Raw genomic sequence first — 20,707 nt, forward strand, 5'->3', positions numbered from 1 at the left:
GGGTCAGCGAGCGTGAGCATTGAAGCCTCCGCAGAGAGCCCTGGAGCGCAATGTGCGTTCAAGGCTCAACAGCTTGGGAAGACTTTTGATCCGGCCGTCGGGTCTGCCCCTATTCCCTCGCTTTCCGCCGAATGCCAGCGTGGTGCATGATTGAGTAGCATGGGACCGGGACGCAACGCCCGCCCTTCCGCGTCAGAAGGACGGCCAGCCCAAAAGCCACAACACGGCCGCCACCACCAGAAGGACCCCCGCCAGGACCACACCGGCAACGGAGCGTCGCTGCCTCGCCTCCCGCTGCTCCACAGCGCGGCGGACCTTCAGCAGGTGCTGCTGCTCGGGGGACAGGAACCGGCCGAGTTCGGCGTCCTGGAGCACGCGCGGCGGCTTTCCGGCCGGGGGCCGCCGGACGGGAGGCCGGACGGGAGCCGGCGCCGCCACGGCTGCCGCGTTGGCACGCGTCGCCTGGACCGCCTCCGCCGCTGGCGGGCGCATGCGGGCCGTCGCCGTCGCCGGCGAGTGCCGTTTGCCCTTGCGCCGCGTCTTCCGCCGTCCTACCGACATTTCGCCCCCGCCTCGGTTAAGCGAGAGACATACCGCGCGCCGCGCGCCGTGTCACCCGGATGCCGCCACGGCACCAGCAACGTCACAGGCATGCCCTAAATAACGCCGATAACAATTCTTATCGGCAAATATGTTTTTCGAGAATCCCGCATGAGGCACCAAACCGTCTGTTTGGTATCACGAAGCCAGACGCCCGGACCGTGGGCTGCGGGTCCACGGTCCGGACACCCTCCTCCCGCCCTACCGCTGGGAGATCCGGACGTTCGGGGCGGAGCGGAGGCCCAGCATGTTGCGTGCGAAGGTCAGGAACTGCTCGGCCTTGGCTTGCGAACCCTGGTCGGACAGGGATTCGGCCTGCGTCAGATAGCGGTCGATCTCCGTGCGTTGGTACCGCTCGAAGTTGCGGGTGTGGTCGTTGCGCACAACGTCCTTCGCTTCGTCCAGCCGGGCCGTGAAGCTGCCGGGGGTGGGGGCGTCCTCGTGGGTCGCGGCGAAGCTGGCTCCCGATGTCAGGAAGGCGGTCGAAAGCAGGGCGGCGGCGAAAAGGCGATGCACGGTCATGGCGAACTCCCTGGGTCGTCTTGAGAAAAGGGTGCTCCGACGGTCGATCCGGGCTTGTGCCAATGACGCTGGGGCAGTCCGCGCGGAAGCGGAAATTGATTGTTGGCATCGCCTCCATAGCGGCCGGGCATGGGCATAGCCGGGCTGCATCGAACCGATAAACCCTTGCAATTTCACAAGCGGACCGGCGCGGGCCTACCCTGATGGCATGACGTGATCGCAGCAGGGCACAGGGAGGGCGTCATGAGCATCCTGCGCAGTTTCGCCCGTGATTGGGCACGCTGGTCGACCGCCGAGCGGCGGGCCGCCGTGGTCTTCGTGGCGATGGCCCTGGTCTCGCCCGCCACCTGGCTTCTGTAGCGGCGACGGACCCACACGACATCGGGAGACAGACCATGGAAGGCGATTTCGGGCTGGCCCTGCACGGGCCGGCGACGGGAAAGGCGCGTCCTCTGGCCGGGCAGCGCGCCCTGGTGACCGGCGGAAATTCCGGCATCGGCCGGGGCATCGCGCTGGCGCTCGGCGCCGCCGGGGCGGACGTCGTCGTCAACTACGTCGCGGACGATGCGGCGGCTGAGGCGGTGGCCGACGGCATCCGCGCCCACGGCGCCCGCGCCCTGCCCGTCAAGGCCGACGTGGCGCGCGAGGATCAGGTGGAGGCCATGTTCGACGCCGCCGACGAGGCCTTCGGCGGGCTGGACATCCTGGTCAACAACGCCGGCCTGCAGCGCGACGCGCCCATCGAGGCGATGACGCTGGAGCAGTGGAACACGGTGGTCGGCGTCAACCTGACCGGCCAGTTCCTGTGCGCCCGCGCCGCCGTCCGCGCCTTCAAGCGCCAGGGTTTCCGGCCGGAGCGGTCGCGCTCGCTCGGCAAGATCGTCTGCGTCAGCTCCGTCCACGAGGTCATCCCCTGGGCCGGGCACGTCAACTACGCGGCCAGCAAGGGCGGCGTGATGCTGATGATGAAGACGCTGGCGCAGGAGCTGGCGGCCGACCGCATCCGCGTCGTCGGCGTGGCGCCGGGCGCCGTCCGCACCCCCATCAACACCCACGCCTGGAACACGCCCGAGGCCCACGCCGAACTCCTGAAGCTCATCCCCTACAAGCGCATCGGGGAGCCGGAGGACATCGCCCACGCCGTCGTCTGGCTGGCCAGCGACGCCGCCGACTACATCACCGGCACGACCCTGTTCGTGGACGGCGGCATGACGCTCTACCCCGGCTTCGAGTCCGGAGGCTGAACCATGGGCGAGGCATTCCGAAGCCACTGGCCGGAATATCTGCCGGAATATCTGATGGAGATGAGCATCAACCCGGCCCGTACGCTGGCCTCGGCGGTGCCCGGCGGGGTGTGCCCAGCGGCATGTGGACGGCGGCGTGGATTTACGCCGTGGCGCCGCCGCCTGCCCGGCCTCCACCCCGTGCGCTGCGCCAAGCTGAACCACGACCCGCACAGCCGCTGCATCTTCTGCGGCCAGCCGGCCCGCAGCCCGCTGCGCGGCGTCGAACAGGGAGGGATCCATGCCACAAACTGACAGGTCACCAACGGACCCGAACGGCCGCTACGACGTCATCATCATCGGAACGGGGGCCGGCGGCGGCACGCTGGCCCACCATCTGGCCCCGACCGGCAAGCGCATTCTGCTGCTGGAGCGCGGCGACTTCCTGCCCCGCGAGCGCGACAACTGGGATTCCCGCGCCGTGGTGGTGGAGGGCAAGTACAAGGCGCCGGAGACCTGGTTCGACAAGGACGGCCGCCCCTTCCAACCCGGCACGCACTATTGCGTCGGCGGCAACACGAAATTCTACGGCGCCGTGCTGTTCCGCCTGCGGGAGCGCGACTTCGGCCCACTGCATCACAAGGCCGGTGTCTCGCCGCCCTGGCCGATCATCTACGCCGACCTCGCCCCCTACTACACGCGGGCGGAGCGGCTCTATTGCGTGCATGGGGAGCGCGGCAGCGACCCGACGGAGCCTCCCGGCGCCGATCCCTACCCGCACCCGCCGGTCAGTCACGAGCCGCGCATCCAGGAGCTGTTCGACGACCTGCGGCGCGCCGGCCACCGCCCCTTCCCGCTGCCCGTCGGCATCCGCCTGGACGAGGCCCGCCCGCAGGCCAGCGCCTGCGTGCGCTGTTCCACCTGCGACGGCTTCCCCTGCCTCGTGCAGGCCAAGGCGGACGCGCACACCACCTGCGTCGCCCCGGCGCTGGAGCACCCCAACGTCACGCTGTTGACCGGCGCCCATGTGGAACGGCTGGAAACCAGCCCGTCCGGCCGGGAGGTCACCGGCGTGGTTGTCCGCCGCAACGGGGTGGAGGAAACCCACCGGGCCGACATCGTGGTGGTGTCCTGCGGGGCGATCAACTCGGCGGCCCTGCTGCTGCGCTCCGCCAACGACCGGCATCCGGGCGGGCTCGCCAACCGGTCGGGCGTGGTCGGGCGGCATTACATGTGCCACCTGAACTCCGCGCTGATCGCCGTGTCGCGGCGGCCGAACCCGACGCGCTTCCAGAAGACGCTGGGCCTCAACGACTTTTATTTCGGCGCGGACGACTGGGACTTTCCGCTCGGCCACATCCAGATGCTGGGCAAGACCGACGCGGCGATGTTTTCCGCCGAAAGCCACGGCCTGCTGCCCGGCGCGGCGGCGGAGCGGTTCGCGTCCCACGCGCTGGACTTCTGGCTGACGTCGGAGGACCTGCCCGATCCCGAAAACCGGGTGGAGGTGGGGCGCGACGGGCGCATCACGCTGCGCTACACGCCCAACAACGTGGAGGCGCACGACCGCCTGACCGCCAAGCTGAAGACGCTGCTGCGGCACATCGGCTGCGAGCGCACGCTGATCCCGCGCGAGGCCTATTTCGGCAAGCGCATCCCCGTCGCCGGCACCGGCCACCAGAACGGCACCATCCGCTTCGGCCACGACCCGGAAACCTCGGCGCTGGACGTGACCTGCAAGGCCCACGACCTGGACAACCTCTACGTCGTCGATTCCAGCTTCTTCCCCTCCAGCGCGGCGGTGAACCCGACGCTGACCATCATCGCCAACGCCATCCGCGTCGGCGACCACCTGATCGAGCGGCTGGGCGCGACCGTATCACATCGGAGATGAGCCATGAGTGACCGCGTCCTCCGCACCCCCATCGTCATTGCCACCGCCGCCCGCGACGCGCTGTCGCTCGCGCAGAAGACCGCCGGGCCGGCGCTGGACCTCACCATTCGCCTGTGGCTGGCACAAGCCTTCTGGCTATCGGGGGCCGTGAAGCTGCACGACTGGGACCAGGCGCTCTATCTCGCCCGCTTTGAGTATCCGGTGTCCTGGCTCGACCCGGTGACCGCCGCCTGGGTCGGCGCGGGGGTGGAGCTTCTGTGCCCGCCCCTGCTGCTGCTCGGCCTCGCGACCCGCCTCGCGGCGCTGCCCATGCTGGCGCTGGTGCTGGTGGCGCAGGTCGCCTACCGACCGCTGGACCAGCATCTGTTCCAGGCCGCGCTGCTGTCCTGGTTCGTGGTGATGGGCGCCGGGCCGCTGTCGCTCGACCGGAGGCTGGCGCGCGGCCTGCCGGGCAGCGCCCTGCCCTTCGCGCGCTCGATCGCGAACGCTCTGCGCACCGTCACGCGCCTCGGCGGGCCGCCGGTCGCGCTGCTGGTCCGGTTGCTGATGGCGGCCGTCGCCCTTCGCTCCGACTCGCCTGTCGCGGCGGCCTGCGGCCTTCTGCTGGCGCTTGGCCTCGGAACGCGGCTGGCAACGTTGCCGCTAATGGCCGCGATGCTGGGTGACGGCCAATCCTATGGGCTGATGGCGCTGGGTCTGATCTTCGTCTTCGGCCCCGGCCCCCTGTCGCTCGACCATATCGTGGTGCACGCCCTCGCCCGCCGCTGGCCGAGGCTCGCCGGCATCACGCCGCCGCTGCCGGAGGACGCGCCGCACGTCGTCGTGGTCGGTGGCGGCTTCGGCGGGCTGGCCGCCGTGCGGGGTCTGGCGCAGGCGCCCTGCCGGGTGACGCTGATCGACCGGCGCAACCACCACCTGTTCCAGCCGCTGCTCTATCAGGTCGCGACCGCCAGCCTGTCGCCCGCCGACATCGCCATGCCGATCCGCAGCCTGCTGCGCGACCAGCCCAACGCCCGCGTCCTGCTCGGCCGCGTCACCGGCGTGGACACCGAAGCCCGCACCGTCGAGTTGGAGGACGGCCGCGCCGTTCCCTACGACCATCTCGTGCTCGCCACCGGCGCCCGGCACGGCTATTTCGGCCGCGAGGAGTGGGAGCCCTTCGCCCCCGGCCTGAAGAAGGTTGAAGACGCGACGGAGATCCGCCGCCGCCTGCTGCTCGCCTTCGAGGAGGCGGAGAACGCCGCCGACCCCGCCCTGCGCGACGCCTTCCTGACCTTCGTGGTGGTCGGCGGCGGCCCGACCGGGGTGGAACTGGCCGGCGCCATCGCCGAGTTGGCCCGCCACGGGCTGGAGGGCGAGTTCCGCGCCATCGACCCGGCGCAGGCCCGCGTGCTGCTGGTGCAGTCCGCCCCGCGCCTCCTGCCCGCCTTCCCGGAGCCGCTGTCCGCCAGCGCCCGGGCGTCCCTGGAATCGCTGGGCGTCACCGTCCTGACCGGCAGCGCGGTGGAGGCGGTGGACGAGGCCGGCGTGACCGTCTCCGGCCGGCGCATCGCGGCGCGCACCGTCTTCTGGGCGGCGGGTGTCGCCGCCTCCCCCGCCGCGCGCTGGCTGGGGGTGGAGGCCGACCGCGCCGGCCGGGTGAAGGTCGGGCCGGACCTGTCGGTGCCCGGCCTGCCGGAGGTCTTCGCCATCGGCGACACGGCGGCCAGCGACGGCTGGGACGGGCAGCCGGTGCCGGGACTGGCACCCGCCGCCAAGCAGGGCGGCGCCCACGCGGCCTGCGTCATCCGCGCCCGGCTGGAGGGACGCCCCGCCCCGGCCCCCTTCCGCTACCGCCACGCCGGCAGCCTCGCCACCATCGGCCGCAAGGCGGCGGTCGCCGACTTCGGCCGGATCCGCCTGACGGGGGCGCCCGCCTGGTGGCTGTGGGGTGTCGTGCACATCCTCTTCCTATCCGGAATGCGCAGCCGCCTGGGCGTCGCGGTGGAGTGGTTCTGGGCTTACCTGACTCTGCGCCAGGGCACCCGGCTGATTACGGGCGGGGTGGCGGTGGGCCACTCACGGGTGCCCCCTCCCTCCCACTTCGTGGGCCCCTCCCTCCCCCGCTTCGCGGTGGAGGGCCAGATCCCCTCTCCCGCGAAGCGGGGGAGGGTTAGGGAGGGGGCAAGCGGGCTCGCACAAACCCAATGAGAAAGGACATGACCATGCTCATGACCCGCCCACCACCTACCACCATCACAGATCCCGCCGTCATGCCGATCCGCTTCGGGCGCGCCGTCTGCGGCGACCTGACCCAGGCGGAGCGGCGGGAATGGTGGCTTGCCAACGGGCTCGGCGGCTACGCGGCCGGGACGGTGGCGGGCAGCCTGACGCGGCGCTACCACGGCCTGCTGATCGCGCCCGTCGAACCGCCGCTCGGGCGGCGGGTGGTCTTCGCCAAGGCGGACGCCACGCTGATTCTGGAAGGACGGGATTATCCCCTGTTCACCAATCGCTGGGCCAGCGGCGCCGTCGCCCCCGCCGGGCACGAGACTGTGGAAAGCTTCCATCTCGACGGCCGCATGCCGGTCTGGACCCACGCCGTCGCCGGCCTTCGGATCGAGGCGCGCGTGTGGCTGGAACCGGGCGCCAACACCGTCTACGCCGCGTGGCGGCTGTCCCCCGACGGCGGTAACATCCCGGACGCACGCCTGCGCGTGGCGCTGCTGGTCAACGGCCGCGACCACCACGGCACCACCGACCGCCACGGCTTCCAACCGGCGTTGGAGGCGGACGCCCCCGACCGCTTGCGCGTCGTCGCGCCCGGCGCCTTCACCCTGACGATCCAGGCCCCCGGCGGGCGCATCGAGCCGCGCCGCGACTGGCACGCCGACTTCCTGCTGCCCGTCGAGGAGGAACGCGGCCTTCCCTCCGTCGACCATCACCTGTGCGCCGGGGAAGCCGTCCTCGCCCTGCGCCCCGGCGCATGGGCCGGCATCGTCGGCAGCGTGGAGCCCGAAGCCGACCCCGACATCCCCGCCGCGCTGGACCGCCACCGCGCGCGGGACGCCGCCCTCCTCGACACCGCCGACGCCGCACTGCCGGAGATGGCCGGGGCGCCCGGCTGGGTGCGGCGGCTGGTGCTGGCCTGCGACAGCTTCCTCTTCGCCCGCCCCCTGCCGGAGGTGCCGGACGGGCTATCGGTGATCGCCGGCTATCCCTGGTTCGGCGACTGGGGCCGCGACACCATGATTGCGCTGCCCGGCCTGACGCTCGCCACCGGGCGGGCCGACGCGGCGCGGCGCATCCTGGAGACCTTTGCCCGTTTCGTGGACCGGGGCATGCTGCCCAACATCTTCCCCGGTGCGGGCGAGCGGGCCGACTACAACACGGTGGACGCCGCCCTCTGGTACCTGGAGGCGTGGCGCGCCTATGTCGAGGCGACCGGCGACGACGCGGCGCTGGCCGGCAGCTTCCCCGTGCTGGCGGACATCGTGGCGTGGCACCGCCGGGGCACCCGCTACGGCATCGGGGAGGATCCCGCCGATGGCCTGCTGCGCGCCGGGGAGCCGGGGCTTCAGCTGACCTGGATGGACGCCAAGATCGGCGACTGGGTGATCACGCCCCGCCACGGCAAACCGGTGGAGATCAACGCCCTCTGGTACAATGGGCTCCGCGCCATGGCCGGCTTCGCCGAACGGCTGGGCCAGCCCTCCGCCCCCTACGCGGAGGCGGCGGAGCGCGTGCGGCACTCCTTCGCCCGCTTCATCCGGCCGGAGGGCGGCCTGTACGACGTCATCGACGGCCCGAACGGCGCCCCGAAGGACGATGACGCGACCATCCGCCCCAACCAGATCCTCGCCGTCAGCCTGCCGCACTCGCCGCTGGAGCCCGCCGTCCAGGCCCGCATTGTCGAGGAATGCCGGCGGGAGCTGCTGACCAGCTACGGCCTGCGCTCCCTCGCGCCCGGCCATCCCGACTATCGCGGCCATTATCGCGGCGGCGTGTGGGAGCGCGACGGCGGCTACCACCAGGGGCCGGTCTGGGCGTGGCTGCTCGGCCCCTACGCCCTGGCCGTGCACCGGGTGACGGGGGACGCGGCGGCGGCGCAACGGCTGCTCGACCCCATCGCCGACCACCTGACCGACGCCGCCCTCGGCCAGGTCAGCGAGATCTTCGACGGCGCCCCGCCGCACGCGCCGCGCGGCTGCCCGGTCCAGGCCTGGTCCGCCGCCTGCGTGCTGGAGGCTTGGTGGCGCCTGGAACGCGCCAAATCATTGAATGGGAGGACCTGAACCATGCGCAACGCCGAACAACGACGCCTCGAATCCCAACGGTCCGGCGCGGAGAACTGGCGCCTGTGGGGACCCTACCTGTCGGAACGCGCCTGGGGCACGGTGCGCGAGGACTACAGCCCCCACGGCACCGCCTGGGAGGACTTCAGCCACGATCAGGCCCGCTCCCGCGCCTACCGCTGGAGCGAGGACGGGCTGGGCGGCATCAGCGACGACCAGCAGCGGCTGTGCTTCGCGCTCGCCCTGTGGAACGGCCGCGACCCGATCCTGAAGGAGCGCGCCTTCGGCCTGACCGGCAACGAGGGCAACCGGGGCGAGGACGTGAAGGAATACTACTTCTACCGCGACGCCACGCCCAGCCACGGCTGGCTGCGCTACCTCTACAAATACCCGCAGGCCGAATTCCCCTACGCCCGCCTGACCTTCGAGAACCGGATGCGCGGCCGCACCGACCCGCCCTTCGGCCTGCTCGACAGCGGCGTCTTCGACGAGGGCCGCCACTGGGACGTGGAGGTGACCTACGCCAAGGCCGGCCCGGCGGAGATCCACATCCGCATCGAGGCCGCCAACCGCGGCCCCGACCCCGCCACCCTGCACCTGCTGCCCACCCTATGGTTCCGCAACACATGGAGCTGGACCGACGGCGCGCCGCGCCCGCAGCTCCGCGCCCTCGACCCGCCGGAGGGCGCCGCCTGGGCCATCCGCGCCGAGCATCCGGACCTCGGCGCCTATCACCTCTACGGCGCGGAGCCCGCCGACCTGCTGTTCACCGAAAACGAAAGCAACGCCGAACGCCTCTGGGGCCAGCCCAACCCCACACCGTACGTCAAGGACGCCTTCCACCGCCGCGTGATCCAGGGCGAGACGGGCGCCGTCAACCTGGCGCGGGAGGGCACGAAGGCCGCCCCCTGGTACGTCCTCGACGTTCCCGCCGGCCAGTCGCACACCGTCACCCTCGTCCTGTCCGAAACGCCCCTGTCCGCCCCCTTCGTCCGCACGCCCGAGGTCATGGCCGCCCGCGGCCGGGAGGCCGACGCCTTCTACGACGCGCTCCTCCCCGACGCGGACACGGACGACCGGCGCGTGTTCCGGCAGGCGCTGGCCGGCATGATCTGGTGCAAGCAGTTCTTCCATTACGATGTGGAGCGCTGGCTGGCCGGCGACCGGCTGCCCCCGCCGGACAGCCGCAAGGGGGGCCGCAACCGCTCCTGGAAGCACCTGAAGTCGTCCGACATCATCTCCATGCCCGACAGCTGGGAATACCCGTGGTTCGCGGCCTGGGACCTCGCCTACCACTGCGCAGCGCTGGCGCTGGTGGACGTGGACTTCGCCAAGGAGCAGATCGAGGTCCTGCTGTCCGAACGCTTCCTGCACCCCAACGGCCAGATCCCGGCCTACGAGTGGGCCTTCGGCGACGTGAATCCGCCGGTGCACGCCATGGCCGCGCTGAAGGTCTTCCGGGCGGAGCGGGTGCAGCGCGGCGCCGGCGACACCCATTTCCTGCACCGCGTCTTCCACAAGCTGCTGCTGAACTACGCCTGGTGGGTGAACCGAAAGGACGCCGACGGGCACAACGTGTTCGAGGGTGGGTTCCTCGGCCTCGACAACATCTCCGTCTTCGACCGCTCGCAGCCGCTGCCCGCCGGCTACAGCCTGAAGCAGGCCGACGCCACCGGCTGGATGGCGATGTTCGCGCTGAACATGGTGGTCATGGCGCTGGAACTGGCGGCGGAGGATCCCGACTACGAGGACATCGCGATCCAGATCTACGAACAGTTCCTCGCCATCGCCAACGCCATCGGGGGACACGCGCCCGGCGTCGTCTCGCTGTGGGACGGGGAGGACGGCTTCTTCAAGGACCTGATCGTCTGCCCGGACGGCAAGGTGTCCCGCGTCGACGTCTATTCCATGGTCGGTCTGATCCCGCTCTTCGCGACCGAGGTCGTGGACCGCCGCCTGCTGGAAAAGGTGCCGCGCTTCCGCCGCAAGCTGACCGAGCATCGCGGCGGCAAGTTCCAGGGCAGCTACGTCTGCGCCTGCCCGGACTGGGAGAACGACCGGGGCGAGCATCTGCTGGCGCTGGCCGACCACACGATGCTGCCGCGCATCCTGCAACGCCTCCTGGACCGCGACCAGTTCCTGTCCGACTACGGCATCCGCAGCGTCAGCCGCATCCACGCCGTGCACCAGCATCTGGGCGACCTTCCCGGCGTCGGGCAAGCGCTGATCGAGTATGTGCCGGGCGAGAGCACTTCCGGCCTGTTCGGCGGCAATTCCAACTGGCGGGGGCCGGTGTGGATGCCGGTGAACTACACGCTGGTGCAGTCGCTGGAGAAGTTCCACCGCTTCCTGGGCGACGCCTTCCGCGTGCCGGTGCCCTGCCTGGGCGGCCGGGAGCTGACGCTGAAGGAGATCGCCACCCTGATCGCCGACCGCCTCGTCTCCCTCTACCGCCCCGACGAGACCGGCCGCCGCCCGGTCTACCGCACCCAGCCCCCTTTCGACGAGGACCCGCACTGGCGCGACCTGCTGCTGTTCTACGAGTATTTCCACGCCGACACCGGCCAGGGATTGGGGGCGTCCCACCAGACCGGCTGGACCGGCCTGCTCGCCAACCTCGTGATGCGGCGCTACCGGACCGACATTCCGGATTATTGGAAGGCGCACAGCGGGGATGAGGTGGTGGACGCGTAGCTGACGGTTGCCCCCTCCCCAACCCTCCCCCGCCTTTGGCGGTGGAGGGGGCCGGTTCCCCTCTCCCGCGCAGCTCTCGCGCAAACCTTTGGTTTGCGCTGACGCGGCAGGCGGACCCTTGGGTCCGCCGAGAGCGGGGGAGGGAGGGACCCACGCTGTCAAGCGTGGGAGGGAGGGGGCATCGCGCTCTCCCCCACCTCCACATCACACCACCCCATCGCCCCGCCCCGCGTCTCAGCACCATCCCAGCGGTAGGTCTGGGCCATGCGGATGGCGACCTGCTCCACGGGGGTGAAGCGGCGGCCGGCGACGGTGACCAGCGACACGGTGCGCGACACCTCCGGGTCGATGATGACCCGCGTGGACAGGCCCGGCAGGATCGCCAGATGCTCCGGCATCACCGCGCAGCCCATGCCGGCGGCGATCATCGCCTGAACCCAGTCCTCCCGCTCGCTGTGGTAGCGGACGTTCACGGTGTGCCGCTTCGGGACGTTCAGCGCCTCGAAATGGTAGCGGAACTCGCAGTGGATGCGCTGCAGGTAGTCCTCGCCGTCCAACTCGCCCAGGGGGACGGCGTTCATCGCGTCGAACCGGTGGCCCTTGGGGAAGGCGATCATGTAGCGCTCGGTGAACAGCGGCTTGACCGTGCAGCGCTCCGGGAAGGAGGGCAGCGCCACCAGCGCCACGTCCAGGTCCCCCGCGATCAGCGCCTCCACCAGCGGCTTGGCCGGCAGGTCGCGGATCATCAGGTCCAGCATGGGAACGCGCGTCTTCAATTGCTCGAAGAAGCCGACCAGCCGCGCCGGGCTGATCGTGCACATCACCCCCAGCTTCAGCGGCGCGCGGTCCATGGAGCGGTACTGCTTCGCCTCCGCCAGCACGGCGGCGTTGGTGCTGTAGATCGCCTCCAGATGCGGCTGGACCAGCCGGCCGAGCTCCGTCAGGTGGGTGTTGTGATGCTCCCGGCTGAAGAGCAGCCCGCCCATTTCGTCCTCCAGCTTCTGGATGGCACGGGTCAGCGACGGCTGGGTGACGTTGCACTGCTCCGCCGCGCGCGTGAAGTTCAGGGTCTCCGCGACGGCGAGGAAGTAGCGGATCTGGTGCATCTCCATCGCAACCTCCTAAAGCGAACTGTCGTTCGCTTTGGATTCAAATGGCCTCACTTGCCGGCTCTCAGCGGATGCCCGTGGCATCCGCCTGCCGCCAGCGGGAACTTCGTTCCCGCGAGAGGCCGGGCTTCGGACGCATGGGCGTCCGGGTCCGCCGTCGCGGTCCAAAGCGGATTGAAATCCGCTTTTCCTGCCGAATGGCCCATAGCCGACGGCTATGCAGACAATAGGACCAAAGCATTTCAGGTCGTTTCGGACAACGAATACTTTGGGTTCGTCAACCACTCCCCATGGCGGGAGAGACAACCAAAGGAGATGACCGATGACCGAAAAGACCAATGGCCTGACGATTGCCGCCGCTCTGGCCGGTGCCCTGTCGATGGCGTCCCTGCTTCCGGCCACCAGCGCGGCCGCCGCGGAGGCCAGCGGCCTGGAGAAGTGCTACGGCATTTCCAAGGCGGGCCAGAACAGCTGCGCCAACGAGGCCGGCACCCATTCCTGTGCCGGCCAGTCCACCAAGGATTACGACGGCGGCGAGTGGCGTGCGGTCCGCGCGGGCGTCTGCACCGACATGGGCGGCAAGCTGGCCTCCTTCCAGGGCGTCGGCATGCCCAAGGACATGACCAAGGCCGACGCCGCCCCCCAGAAGAAGAGCTGATCCGGACCCCGCCGACCGCCGGAGACCCCTCGCCATGCATCCCCCGACCAGCACAGCCCCCGCCCCGTCCCCTTCCCCCTCCATCCCCCCGCGTGCGGGCGTCGGGCTGCGGCACCGCCACGTCGCGGACTTCCTGACCGCTCCCCCCGACGTGGCCTGGATCGAGGTGCACAGCGAGACCTATCTGGCGGCCGGCGGCCCCCGCCTGCGGGCGCTGGAGGCCATCCGCCGGGACTTCCCGCTGAGCTGCCACGGCGTCGGCCTGTCGCTCGGCTCCGCCGACGGCGTCGATCCCCGCCACCTGGAGCGGCTGGCGGTGCTCTACGCCCGCCTTCAGCCGGAGCTGGTCTCCGACCATCTGGCCTGGAGCAGCGCCGGGGGCGCCTACCTCAACGACCTGCTGCCCCTGCCCTACACGGAGGAAGCCCTGGAAACCGTCCGCCGCAACGTGGAGCAAGTGCAGGAGGCGCTGAAGCGCCCGATCCTGGTGGAAAACCCGTCCCGCTACCTCAGCTTCGCCCAATCGACCATTCCGGAGCCCGAATTCCTGGCCGAGCTGGCCCGCCGCACCGGCTGCGGCCTGCTGCTGGACGTCAACAACATCCACGTCAGCGCCCACAACGTCGGCCTCGACCCGCTGCACTGCCTGTCCGCCCTTCCCGCCGGCGCGGTGGGCGAGATCCACGTCGCCGGGCACGCCGTCCACGACACTGGCCGCGGCACGCTGCTGATCGACGACCACGGCAGCACCGTCGCCGACCCGGTCTGGGACCTGCTGGCCGAGGCCCTGCGCCGCACCGGCCCGCGCCCGGTGCTGGTCGAATGGGACACCCGCGTGCCGGAACTGCCGGTGCTGCTGGCCGAGGCCGTGCGGGCCGACCGCCTTCTCGCCCGCACGGCCTCGGAGGCGCGCCATGCTGCGTGACCTGCAAGCCGCCATGCGCCGCGAACTGCTGAGCGCCGGCACTGGCCTTCCCCCCGGCGTCGTTGACGACGACATCCCGGCGCCGCTGCGCTTCGCCATTTATGCCAACAACGTCGTCGGCTCGCTGGTCGAGGCGCTGGAGGCGGCCTTTCCAATGACGGCGCGGCTGCTGGGGGACGCGGCGTTCCGTTCGGCGGCTCTGCGCTTCGTGCGCCGGCACCCGCCGCGCGTGCCGCACCTGCTGGCCTACGGCGACCGCTTTCCCGGCCACCTCGACCGCGCAGTCCCCGGCTGTCCGGCGGCCGGCGAGATGGCCCGCTTCGAATGGGCGTGGAACACCGCCTACTTCGCGGCTGATGCGCCAATCCTCGACATCGCCACCCTGCGCGCCCTGCCGGCCGAGCGCTACGCCACGCTCCGCCTCGCGCTGCACCCCTCGGCGCACCTGCTGACCTGCGCCTGGGCGGTGCTGGACCTGTGGGACGCGCTGCGCCTAGGCGAAAGCCCGGCTCCGGCCGCCGAGCCCCAGCGCATCCTGCCCCAGTATATCTTGATCGTCCGCCCGCTGCTGGAGGTGCAGTCCGTCACGCTCGGGCCGGGCGAGCTGACCCTGCTGATGGCCCTGTCGGCCGGGGCGGACCTGTCCCACGCCGCCCTGGCGGCGGCCGGGACGGAAGCCGGCTTCGACCTTCAGAGCACGCTGCTGGCCCACCTGCAACTGGGCACCTTCACCGCCTTCACCACTGCCAACCCCAACTCCACCCCCAACTCCACCGATGAGGCCTGAGCCATGACGCACGCCACCATCGCCCGTCTCTCCGCCCCGCACGGCCTGACCGCCCTGGCGGACACCGCCGTCGCCCGCCTGAACGGCTGGGGGGCGCCGCTGCTGCAACTGGCGATCCGGCTGTGGATCGCGCGCGTCTTCTTCCTGTCCGGCCTGACGAAGATCCAGGACTGGGACACCACCGTCCTGCTGTTCCAGGAGGAATACCGGGTCCCGCTGCTGCCGCCCGACGCGGCGGCCCTGCTCGGCACGACCTTCGAACTCGGGATGCCGGTCCTGCTCGTCGCCGGGCTGATGACGCGGCTGGCCGCCCTGCCGCTGCTCGGCATGGCGCTGGTGATCCAGTTCGTCCTGGGCGCGGCCAACCCGGCCTATGATTCCGTGGAGCACGTCTACTGGATGTTCCTGCTGCTCGCCGTCGTCGTGCACGGCCCCGGCCCGCTGTCGCTCGACCAGCTGATCCGCAGCCGCGCGCGCCGCATCGGCTGATCCCACCGGGACTCATCTGGGGTAGCGGAGCACGCTTCCTCTGGAACCCGGATTCACTTTCAGGCAGAATCGGCGTCCCATAGAGAGCCTTGCCGATGCCGACCCGTCCCGAGACGCGCGCTTTCTTCCCGACCGACTGGCCGATCATCTCCGCCGCGATCCGGTTCGACCGGGCCGGAGGACGGTGCGAGCAATGCGGACGCCCCCACGGGGAACGGGTGCGCTGTCTGGCCGATGGGCGCTGGTGGGACGCCGACGCCGGCACCTGGCGCGACCGTCATGGCCGCCCGGCCTCCTGGCCCGACATCGTCGAGGCCTGCCAGGTGAAGGAAAAGGCGGTCCGGCTCGCCTGCTGCCACATCGACCACGACCCGGCCAACAACGCCCCGGAAAACCTGCGGGCATTGTGCCAGCCCTGCCACCTCCTCCACGCCCGCCCGCACCACCTCCGGCAAGTCCGGATCACCGTGATGCTGCGCCGCGCGGCGGGCGACCTGTTCCTGGGACCTTATCGCCGCGGGTGATCCGGCTGGGCGGCCGATGGTCAGTCCGGCGTTCGCAGAACGCCCTCCGGGGGCACCGCTCCGTGCAGGACGCGAAGGATTCTGAGGCTGTCCGATGACTGGCGGCGGTAATAGACGATATGGCGGTCATGGCCCGCCACCGGCCAAGCCCGAATGCCATGGAGCGCTGGATTCCGCCACAGCCGGGTGGAGCCGATGTCGGGGTGTTCGGCCAACCGCAAGAAGGTGTGGTTGACAGCGTCGAGGAACCGCTCCGCTGCGACTTCGTCCCGCAAGCCGATGTAGGTGAAGTGGTCCTGGATGTCCTTCCTCGCGCGCGGGCTCGAAACGATGCGCAAGGTGGTCAGGCACCCTTCCGGGCGGCCGCCAGAGAGGCCCGGCATTCCGCGCGGATGGCTTCCGGGTCCCATTCCTCGCCGTCGCCCTCAAGCCCCTCCAGCAGAGCGGCCTCCAAGGCGGCATCGGCCGTGTCGCGGGCATCAGCGGCAACCAGATGGGCAACATAATCCGCCGCGTCCCGAAAACCGGCTTCCGCAGCCCGGCGTTCGGCCATCCGTTCGATATCGCGCGGCAGAATCAAACCCATGCCCATTCTCCCTGGTCTCTCCAGAGAGTAACAGCCGGGACGCTGTTCGGGCAATGTCCCCTTCGAAGGCGCTTGGCCCCCAAGACGCTCTCGTCCCTTTCGGTGTTCTTGAAGCGTTTCATCAATCGCGCTACTCTTGGGCCATCACGGGCCGAGCCATGCTTCGTGCGCCCCCACGCCACCTTCCGCGCATTTCACTCCTCTCCCAGCGGAGCCGGGCGAGGGGGAAAAAGGCCGCATCGTTGTGCATCCGGTGCACAACGATGCGTGTTCAAACGAACGGCTCAAGCGCTTGGGATAAAACGGAAAACGCCCCGTTCTTCCCATTGTGCAGGACCGGCGCACCGCGCAATCCGCCCAACGATGCCCAACGCGCGGCAGGCACCGCTTACGCCGCGCCCTCCGTGGCCGGAACCGGGCGGGACAGGGCCGTGCGGGCGAGGATCATCAGCAGGTCGGTCTGCGTCACCACGCCCAGCAACCGACCATCCTCGCCCACGATCATCGCCTCGTGCCGGCGGCCGCCGGACAACGGGCCGAGGAGGCGGAAGGCCGGCGTGTCGGGCCGCTCCAGCAGTGCCGGCTCCATGATGTCGACGACGCGCGCGCCGTCCTTGGCGAGTTGCGCGTGGCCGATCACGCCGACCACCCGGTTGCGGTCGTCGACCACCGGCAGCGTGTGGAAGGCGTGCTCGACCAGCCGCTTGCGGGCGACCTGCGGGGGATCGACGGCGTCCACCGCGACCACGTCGCGGGACATGACGTCGCCGCAGGACACGTCGGCGTGCAGCCGCTCCATGGCGTGGAGTTCCGCCTGGACGAGCAGCGCGCTCAGGTCCTCGCGGCTCACGTCCAGCGCCTCGCCGAGCTTCAGGATGGCGTCGTCCACGTCCGTCGCGGTGACGCCCACCCGCATCTGGGGCGGCGGATCGTTGGTGCGGTGCGCGTTGGCGGGCTTGGCGGCGGGACGGTGCGGGTAGGAATGGCCGGACCAGCGGTGGAACATCAGCCCCGCGGTGACCAGCAGGATCGAGTTCACCGCGACCGGTACGAAGGCGAAGCCGAACCCCGCCGACGCCACCGCCGGCCCGCCGAGCACGGCGGTCAGCGCCGCCGCCCCGCCCGGCGGGTGCAGGCAGCGCGTCACCGACATCACGGCGATCGCCAGCGCCACCGCGACGGCGCCGGCCAGCATCGGGTCCGGCACGAGGGCCGCGACCAGCACCCCGACCAGCGCCGACAGGGTGTTGCCGCCGATGATCGGCCAGGGCTGGGCCAGCGGGCTGGCGGGCACCGCGAACAGCAGCACCGCCGAGGCCCCCATCGGGGCGACCAGCTCCGGCGCGGTCGTGATGTACTTCAGCAGGTTGTGGCACAGCAGCCCCGTCGCCGCGATGCCGAGCATGGCACCGAAGCAGGCGAAGAGGCGGTCCCGCAGGTTGGCACCGGGAAGAATGGGGCGGAAAAGAGCGATACGGCGACGGAATGTTTGTTTTTTTGACAGGAGGATCACCCAACGGCGCAGCAGAAGCCTTCTCTTACGACTCATTCCCCTCACTCTCCCAGGAAGTGGCGAACCCGTGGACCCAGCCTAGAACCTCAACCTAACTTGAGGTCAAGGCGGAAATGGGCATAGGCCCGGTCAGTGCGCCGCCGCCCCGATGGCCGCGGTGCTGCTGGCCGCGGTTCCGCCGGCCGGCCGGCGCTCCGCCGCCGCGTCGCCACGCATGGTGCGGACGAGGTTGTAGACCATGATCAGGGCACCGGCCAGGAACAGCGCCCCGCCCACCGCGCGGATGGCCTGGAAGGGGTGCGAGGCCGCGACCGTCTCCACGAAGGAGTATTGCAGGAAGCCCAGGCTGTCGTAGGCGCGCCACATCAGGCCCTGCATGATGCCGGACACCCACATGGCGGTGATGTACAGCAGGATGCCGACGCTGGCGGTCCAGTAATGCAGGCTGACCAGCGCCCGCGAATAGAGCCGCTCACGCCCCCACAGGCGCGGGACGAGGTGGTAGAGCGAGCCGAACAGCATGAAGCCCACCCAGCCCAGCGCCCCGGAGTGCACGTGGCCGACGGTCCAGTCGGTGTAGTGAGACAGCGCGTTGACCGGCTTGATCGCCATCAGCGGGCCTTCGAAGGTCGACATGCCGTAGAAGGCCACCGACGTGACGAGGAAGCGCAGGACCGGGTCGGTGCGCAGCTTGTCCCAGGCGCCCGACAGGGTCATGATGCCGTTGATCATGCCGCCCCAGGACGGCATCCACAGCATGACCGAAAAGGTCATGCCCAGCGTCTGCGCCCATTCCGGAAGGGCGGTGTAGTGCAGGTGGTGCGGACCGGCCCAGATGTAGAGGAAGACCAGCGACCAGAAGTGCACGATCGACAGGCGGTACGAATAGACCGGCCGCTCCGCCTGCTTGGGCACGAAGTAGTACATCATGCCGACGACGCCGGCGGTCAGGAAGAAGCCGACGATGTTGTGCCCGAACCACCATTGCAGCATGGCGTCCTGCACGCCGGAGAACAGTGGGTAGCTCTTCGTCCCGGTGAAGGAGACGGGGACCGCGAGGTTGTTGGCCGTGTGCACCATCGCCACGACGATGCCGAAGGCCAGGAAGAACCACATCGCCACATAGATGTGCGTCTCACGCCGCTGCCGGATCGTGCCCGCCAGGATGACCAGGTAGAGCGACCAAACGCCCAGCAGGAACAGGTCGGTGTACCACTCGAACTCCGCATACTCCTTGCCCTGCGTGGCACCCAACGGGTAGCCGGTGACGGCCAGCAGGATGAAGATCTGGTAGGCCCAGAACAGGAGCTGGTGCAGCTCCCGGCTGCCCCACAGGCCGGTGCGGCAGGTGCGCTGCGCCACGAAGAAGGAGGAGCCGAACAGCGCGTTGCCGGTGAAGGCGTAAACGACCAGCGTCGTGTGCATCGGCCGGATGCGGCCGAAGCTGGTCCATTCCAGGCCGAGGTTCAGCGAGGGGAAAACCAGCACCAGCGCCACCCAGACGCCCATCAGCAGTCCGGCGACGCACCAGAACAGGGACGCCTTGACGAACATCCGGATGACGGCGTCGCCCACGGCGTATTCGGAGGGGTGGAAGGCCGGGCGGTCGAAAGCTGGGCGTTCGGCCGGTGTTGTGGCGGTTGCAAGTCCGATTATTGCAAGTTCGGTCATGAAGGTCCTCGTGCCGTCGCGGGCGCGCGCGACGAATCCGCCGCCCGTGGGGGCGGCCCGGTCGCCGTGCGTTGGTCGGGAAACGCTCCCGGCCAACCACGCCCACCATCGGGCAGGGGTGGATGCGGCGGCCGGAAAGCGGCGGAGGCTCCCCGGTTGTGTCCGGGGCTGGCTTGGTTGCGCAAAGCCTAGGTCGCGTCTAAGCGCTGGAAAAGCGAATTTGTTCGATGATTCATATCGGGTTTATCGATATGAAAGACTCCGGACGCTCCACCGGCGGCGAGGGGACATGGATACGGAAATGGCGCGCACCTTCCTGGAGGTGACGAGGGCGGGCAGCTTCGTGGCCGCCGCGGAACGGCTGCACGTGACCCAATCCACGGTCAGCACGCGCATCCGCCAGCTGGAGGAGCAGCTCGGCTGCCCGCTCTTCGTGCGCAACAAGAACGGCGCCACGCTGACCGCCGCCGGGACGCGCTTCCAGCGGCACGCCATCGCCATGGTCCGGCTGTGGGAACAGGCCCGGCAGGAGGCCGCCCTGCCGCGCGGGCACCGGGCGCTGCTGCGCATCGGCAGCGAGGCCGGGCTGTGGAACCGCATGCTGAACCGCTGGATCCCCTGGATGCGGCGCAACGCCGGCGACATCGCCCTGCGGTGCGAGGTCGGGCTGGCGGACGACCTGCTCCAGCGGCTTCAGGACGGGACGCTCGACCTCACCATCCTCTACTCGCCGCGCGCCGTGCCGGGACTGACCGTCCAACTGCTGCTGGAGGAGGAGCTGGTCCTGCTGAAGATCACGCCCGATCCGGGCACTGCGGCCGACGATGAGGAGGGGCATTACGTCCACATCGACTGGGGCGACGAATTCCAGCGCAGCCTCCGCCTGCGCCATCCGGAGATCCTGTCCACGCCCCTGTCCATCGGGGTCGGCACGCTGGGGCTCGATTACGTGAAGCGGTGCGGGGGAACCGGGCATTTCCCGCGCGGACTCGTCCAGCCCCTGATCGACCAGGGCATCGGGGAGATCATCCCCGAAGCCCACCCCTTCAGCCTGCCCATCTACGCCGTCCACCCGGCGGAGGCCGACACGGACGTTCTGGACACGGCGCTCGAAGGCCTGCGGGCCATCGTCCAGCCGGGCGTCGCTCCCTGCGCCGCTCTTTCGCGGTAGCCCGACCACATGGGGGTGATCCTGACCCACGTCATGGACGCTGGCGGGCGGCCCGGCTAGGCTCTTT

The 20,707-nt window shown here is 70.2% G+C and carries 19 protein-coding genes; 12 read left to right on the top strand and 7 right to left on the bottom strand.

Annotated elements, in window-relative coordinates; genetic code table 11:
* Positions 1–192 precede the first annotated feature (192 nt).
* Positions 193–561, bottom strand: coding sequence for a hypothetical protein (locus tag ACSVC7_RS06465; protein WP_448203831.1), 369 nt, complete (start codon positions 559–561; stop codon positions 193–195).
* Positions 562–801: 240 nt separating this feature from the next.
* The gene (locus tag ACSVC7_RS06470) at positions 802–1,122 is read right to left on the bottom strand and encodes a hypothetical protein (RefSeq protein WP_448203832.1); all 321 of its coding nucleotides are present in this window, start codon (positions 1,120–1,122) and stop codon (positions 802–804) included.
* 395 nt (positions 1,123–1,517) lie between these two features.
* On the opposite strand from ACSVC7_RS06470, the gene ACSVC7_RS06475 reads away from it, so the two are divergent.
* Genes ACSVC7_RS06475 through ACSVC7_RS06500 form a run of 6 tightly spaced genes read left to right on the top strand, consistent with a single transcriptional unit; the run spans position 1,518 to position 11,207 of the window.
* Positions 1,518–2,366: a glucose 1-dehydrogenase gene (locus ACSVC7_RS06475; RefSeq protein WP_448203833.1), complete on the top strand. Its 849-nt coding sequence runs from the start codon at positions 1,518–1,520 to the stop codon at positions 2,364–2,366.
* Positions 2,367–2,369: 3 nt separating this feature from the next.
* On the top strand, positions 2,370–2,660 hold the full coding sequence (locus ACSVC7_RS06480) for a hypothetical protein (protein ID WP_448203834.1): 291 nt from the start codon (positions 2,370–2,372) through the stop codon (positions 2,658–2,660).
* Positions 2,647–4,239 carry an FAD-dependent oxidoreductase gene (locus tag ACSVC7_RS06485; RefSeq protein ID WP_448203835.1) on the top strand — a complete coding sequence of 531 codons (1,593 nt, stop codon included), beginning with the start codon at positions 2,647–2,649 and terminating at the stop codon, positions 4,237–4,239. The genes ACSVC7_RS06480 and ACSVC7_RS06485 overlap by 14 nt, the downstream gene beginning before the upstream one ends.
* 3 nt (positions 4,240–4,242) lie before the next feature.
* Positions 4,243–6,429 carry an NAD(P)/FAD-dependent oxidoreductase gene (locus tag ACSVC7_RS06490; RefSeq protein ID WP_448203836.1) on the top strand — a complete coding sequence of 729 codons (2,187 nt, stop codon included), beginning with the start codon at positions 4,243–4,245 and terminating at the stop codon, positions 6,427–6,429.
* Positions 6,430–6,437: 8 nt separating this feature from the next.
* On the top strand, positions 6,438–8,513 hold the full coding sequence (locus ACSVC7_RS06495) for an amylo-alpha-1,6-glucosidase (RefSeq protein WP_448203837.1): 2,076 nt from the start codon (positions 6,438–6,440) through the stop codon (positions 8,511–8,513).
* A gap of 3 nt (positions 8,514–8,516) precedes the next feature.
* Positions 8,517–11,207 (top strand): MGH1-like glycoside hydrolase domain-containing protein, encoded by a 2,691-nt coding sequence (locus ACSVC7_RS06500; protein ID WP_448203838.1) that lies wholly within the window; start codon positions 8,517–8,519, stop codon positions 11,205–11,207.
* Positions 11,208–11,365: 158 nt separating this feature from the next.
* Here the strand turns inward: ACSVC7_RS06500 and ACSVC7_RS06505 are convergent, their stop codons facing one another.
* Positions 11,366–12,319, bottom strand: a complete 954-nt coding sequence (locus ACSVC7_RS06505) for a LysR family transcriptional regulator (RefSeq protein ID WP_448203839.1) — start codon at positions 12,317–12,319, stop codon at positions 11,366–11,368.
* Between the two features lie 319 nt (positions 12,320–12,638).
* On the opposite strand from ACSVC7_RS06505, the gene ACSVC7_RS06510 reads away from it, so the two are divergent.
* From ACSVC7_RS06510 to ACSVC7_RS06530, 5 genes are all read left to right on the top strand, one after another.
* Positions 12,639–12,974: a BufA1 family periplasmic bufferin-type metallophore gene (locus ACSVC7_RS06510; protein WP_448203840.1), complete on the top strand. Its 336-nt coding sequence runs from the start codon at positions 12,639–12,641 to the stop codon at positions 12,972–12,974.
* Positions 12,975–13,008: 34 nt separating this feature from the next.
* Positions 13,009–13,899: an MNIO family bufferin maturase gene (bufB, locus tag ACSVC7_RS06515; protein WP_448203841.1), complete on the top strand. Its 891-nt coding sequence runs from the start codon at positions 13,009–13,011 to the stop codon at positions 13,897–13,899.
* Positions 13,889–14,686, top strand: coding sequence for an HvfC/BufC family peptide modification chaperone (locus ACSVC7_RS06520; RefSeq protein ID WP_448203842.1), 798 nt, complete (start codon positions 13,889–13,891; stop codon positions 14,684–14,686). Before bufB ends, ACSVC7_RS06520 begins: the two co-directional genes overlap by 11 nt.
* A 3-nt stretch (positions 14,687–14,689) precedes the next feature.
* Positions 14,690–15,175, top strand: a complete 486-nt coding sequence (locus ACSVC7_RS06525) for a DoxX family protein (RefSeq protein WP_448203843.1) — start codon at positions 14,690–14,692, stop codon at positions 15,173–15,175.
* Positions 15,176–15,270: 95 nt separating this feature from the next.
* Complete coding sequence (locus ACSVC7_RS06530) at positions 15,271–15,699, top strand: hypothetical protein (protein ID WP_448203844.1); 429 nt, start codon at positions 15,271–15,273, stop codon at positions 15,697–15,699.
* 20 nt (positions 15,700–15,719) lie between these two features.
* Here the strand turns inward: ACSVC7_RS06530 and ACSVC7_RS06535 are convergent, their stop codons facing one another.
* The 4 genes from ACSVC7_RS06535 to ccoN all read right to left on the bottom strand — a co-directional run bounded on the left by ACSVC7_RS06535 (position 15,720) and on the right by ccoN (position 19,352).
* Positions 15,720–16,037, bottom strand: coding sequence for a type II toxin-antitoxin system RelE/ParE family toxin (locus ACSVC7_RS06535; protein ID WP_448203845.1), 318 nt, complete (start codon positions 16,035–16,037; stop codon positions 15,720–15,722).
* Between the two features lie 5 nt (positions 16,038–16,042).
* On the bottom strand, positions 16,043–16,285 hold the full coding sequence (locus ACSVC7_RS06540) for a hypothetical protein (RefSeq protein ID WP_448203846.1): 243 nt from the start codon (positions 16,283–16,285) through the stop codon (positions 16,043–16,045).
* A gap of 388 nt (positions 16,286–16,673) precedes the next feature.
* The gene (locus ACSVC7_RS06545) at positions 16,674–17,834 is read right to left on the bottom strand and encodes an HPP family protein (protein WP_448203847.1); all 1,161 of its coding nucleotides are present in this window, start codon (positions 17,832–17,834) and stop codon (positions 16,674–16,676) included.
* A 93-nt stretch (positions 17,835–17,927) separates the two neighbouring features.
* Complete coding sequence (ccoN, locus tag ACSVC7_RS06550; RefSeq protein WP_448203963.1) at positions 17,928–19,352, bottom strand: cytochrome-c oxidase, cbb3-type subunit I; 1,425 nt, start codon at positions 19,350–19,352, stop codon at positions 17,928–17,930.
* 418 nt (positions 19,353–19,770) lie between these two features.
* Here ccoN and ACSVC7_RS06555 point away from each other — a divergent pair, with 418 nt between their 5' ends.
* Positions 19,771–20,640 carry a LysR family transcriptional regulator gene (locus tag ACSVC7_RS06555; RefSeq protein WP_448203848.1) on the top strand — a complete coding sequence of 290 codons (870 nt, stop codon included), beginning with the start codon at positions 19,771–19,773 and terminating at the stop codon, positions 20,638–20,640.
* Positions 20,641–20,707 lie beyond the last annotated feature (67 nt).

Source organism: Azospirillum mesophilum (assembly GCF_053470405.2).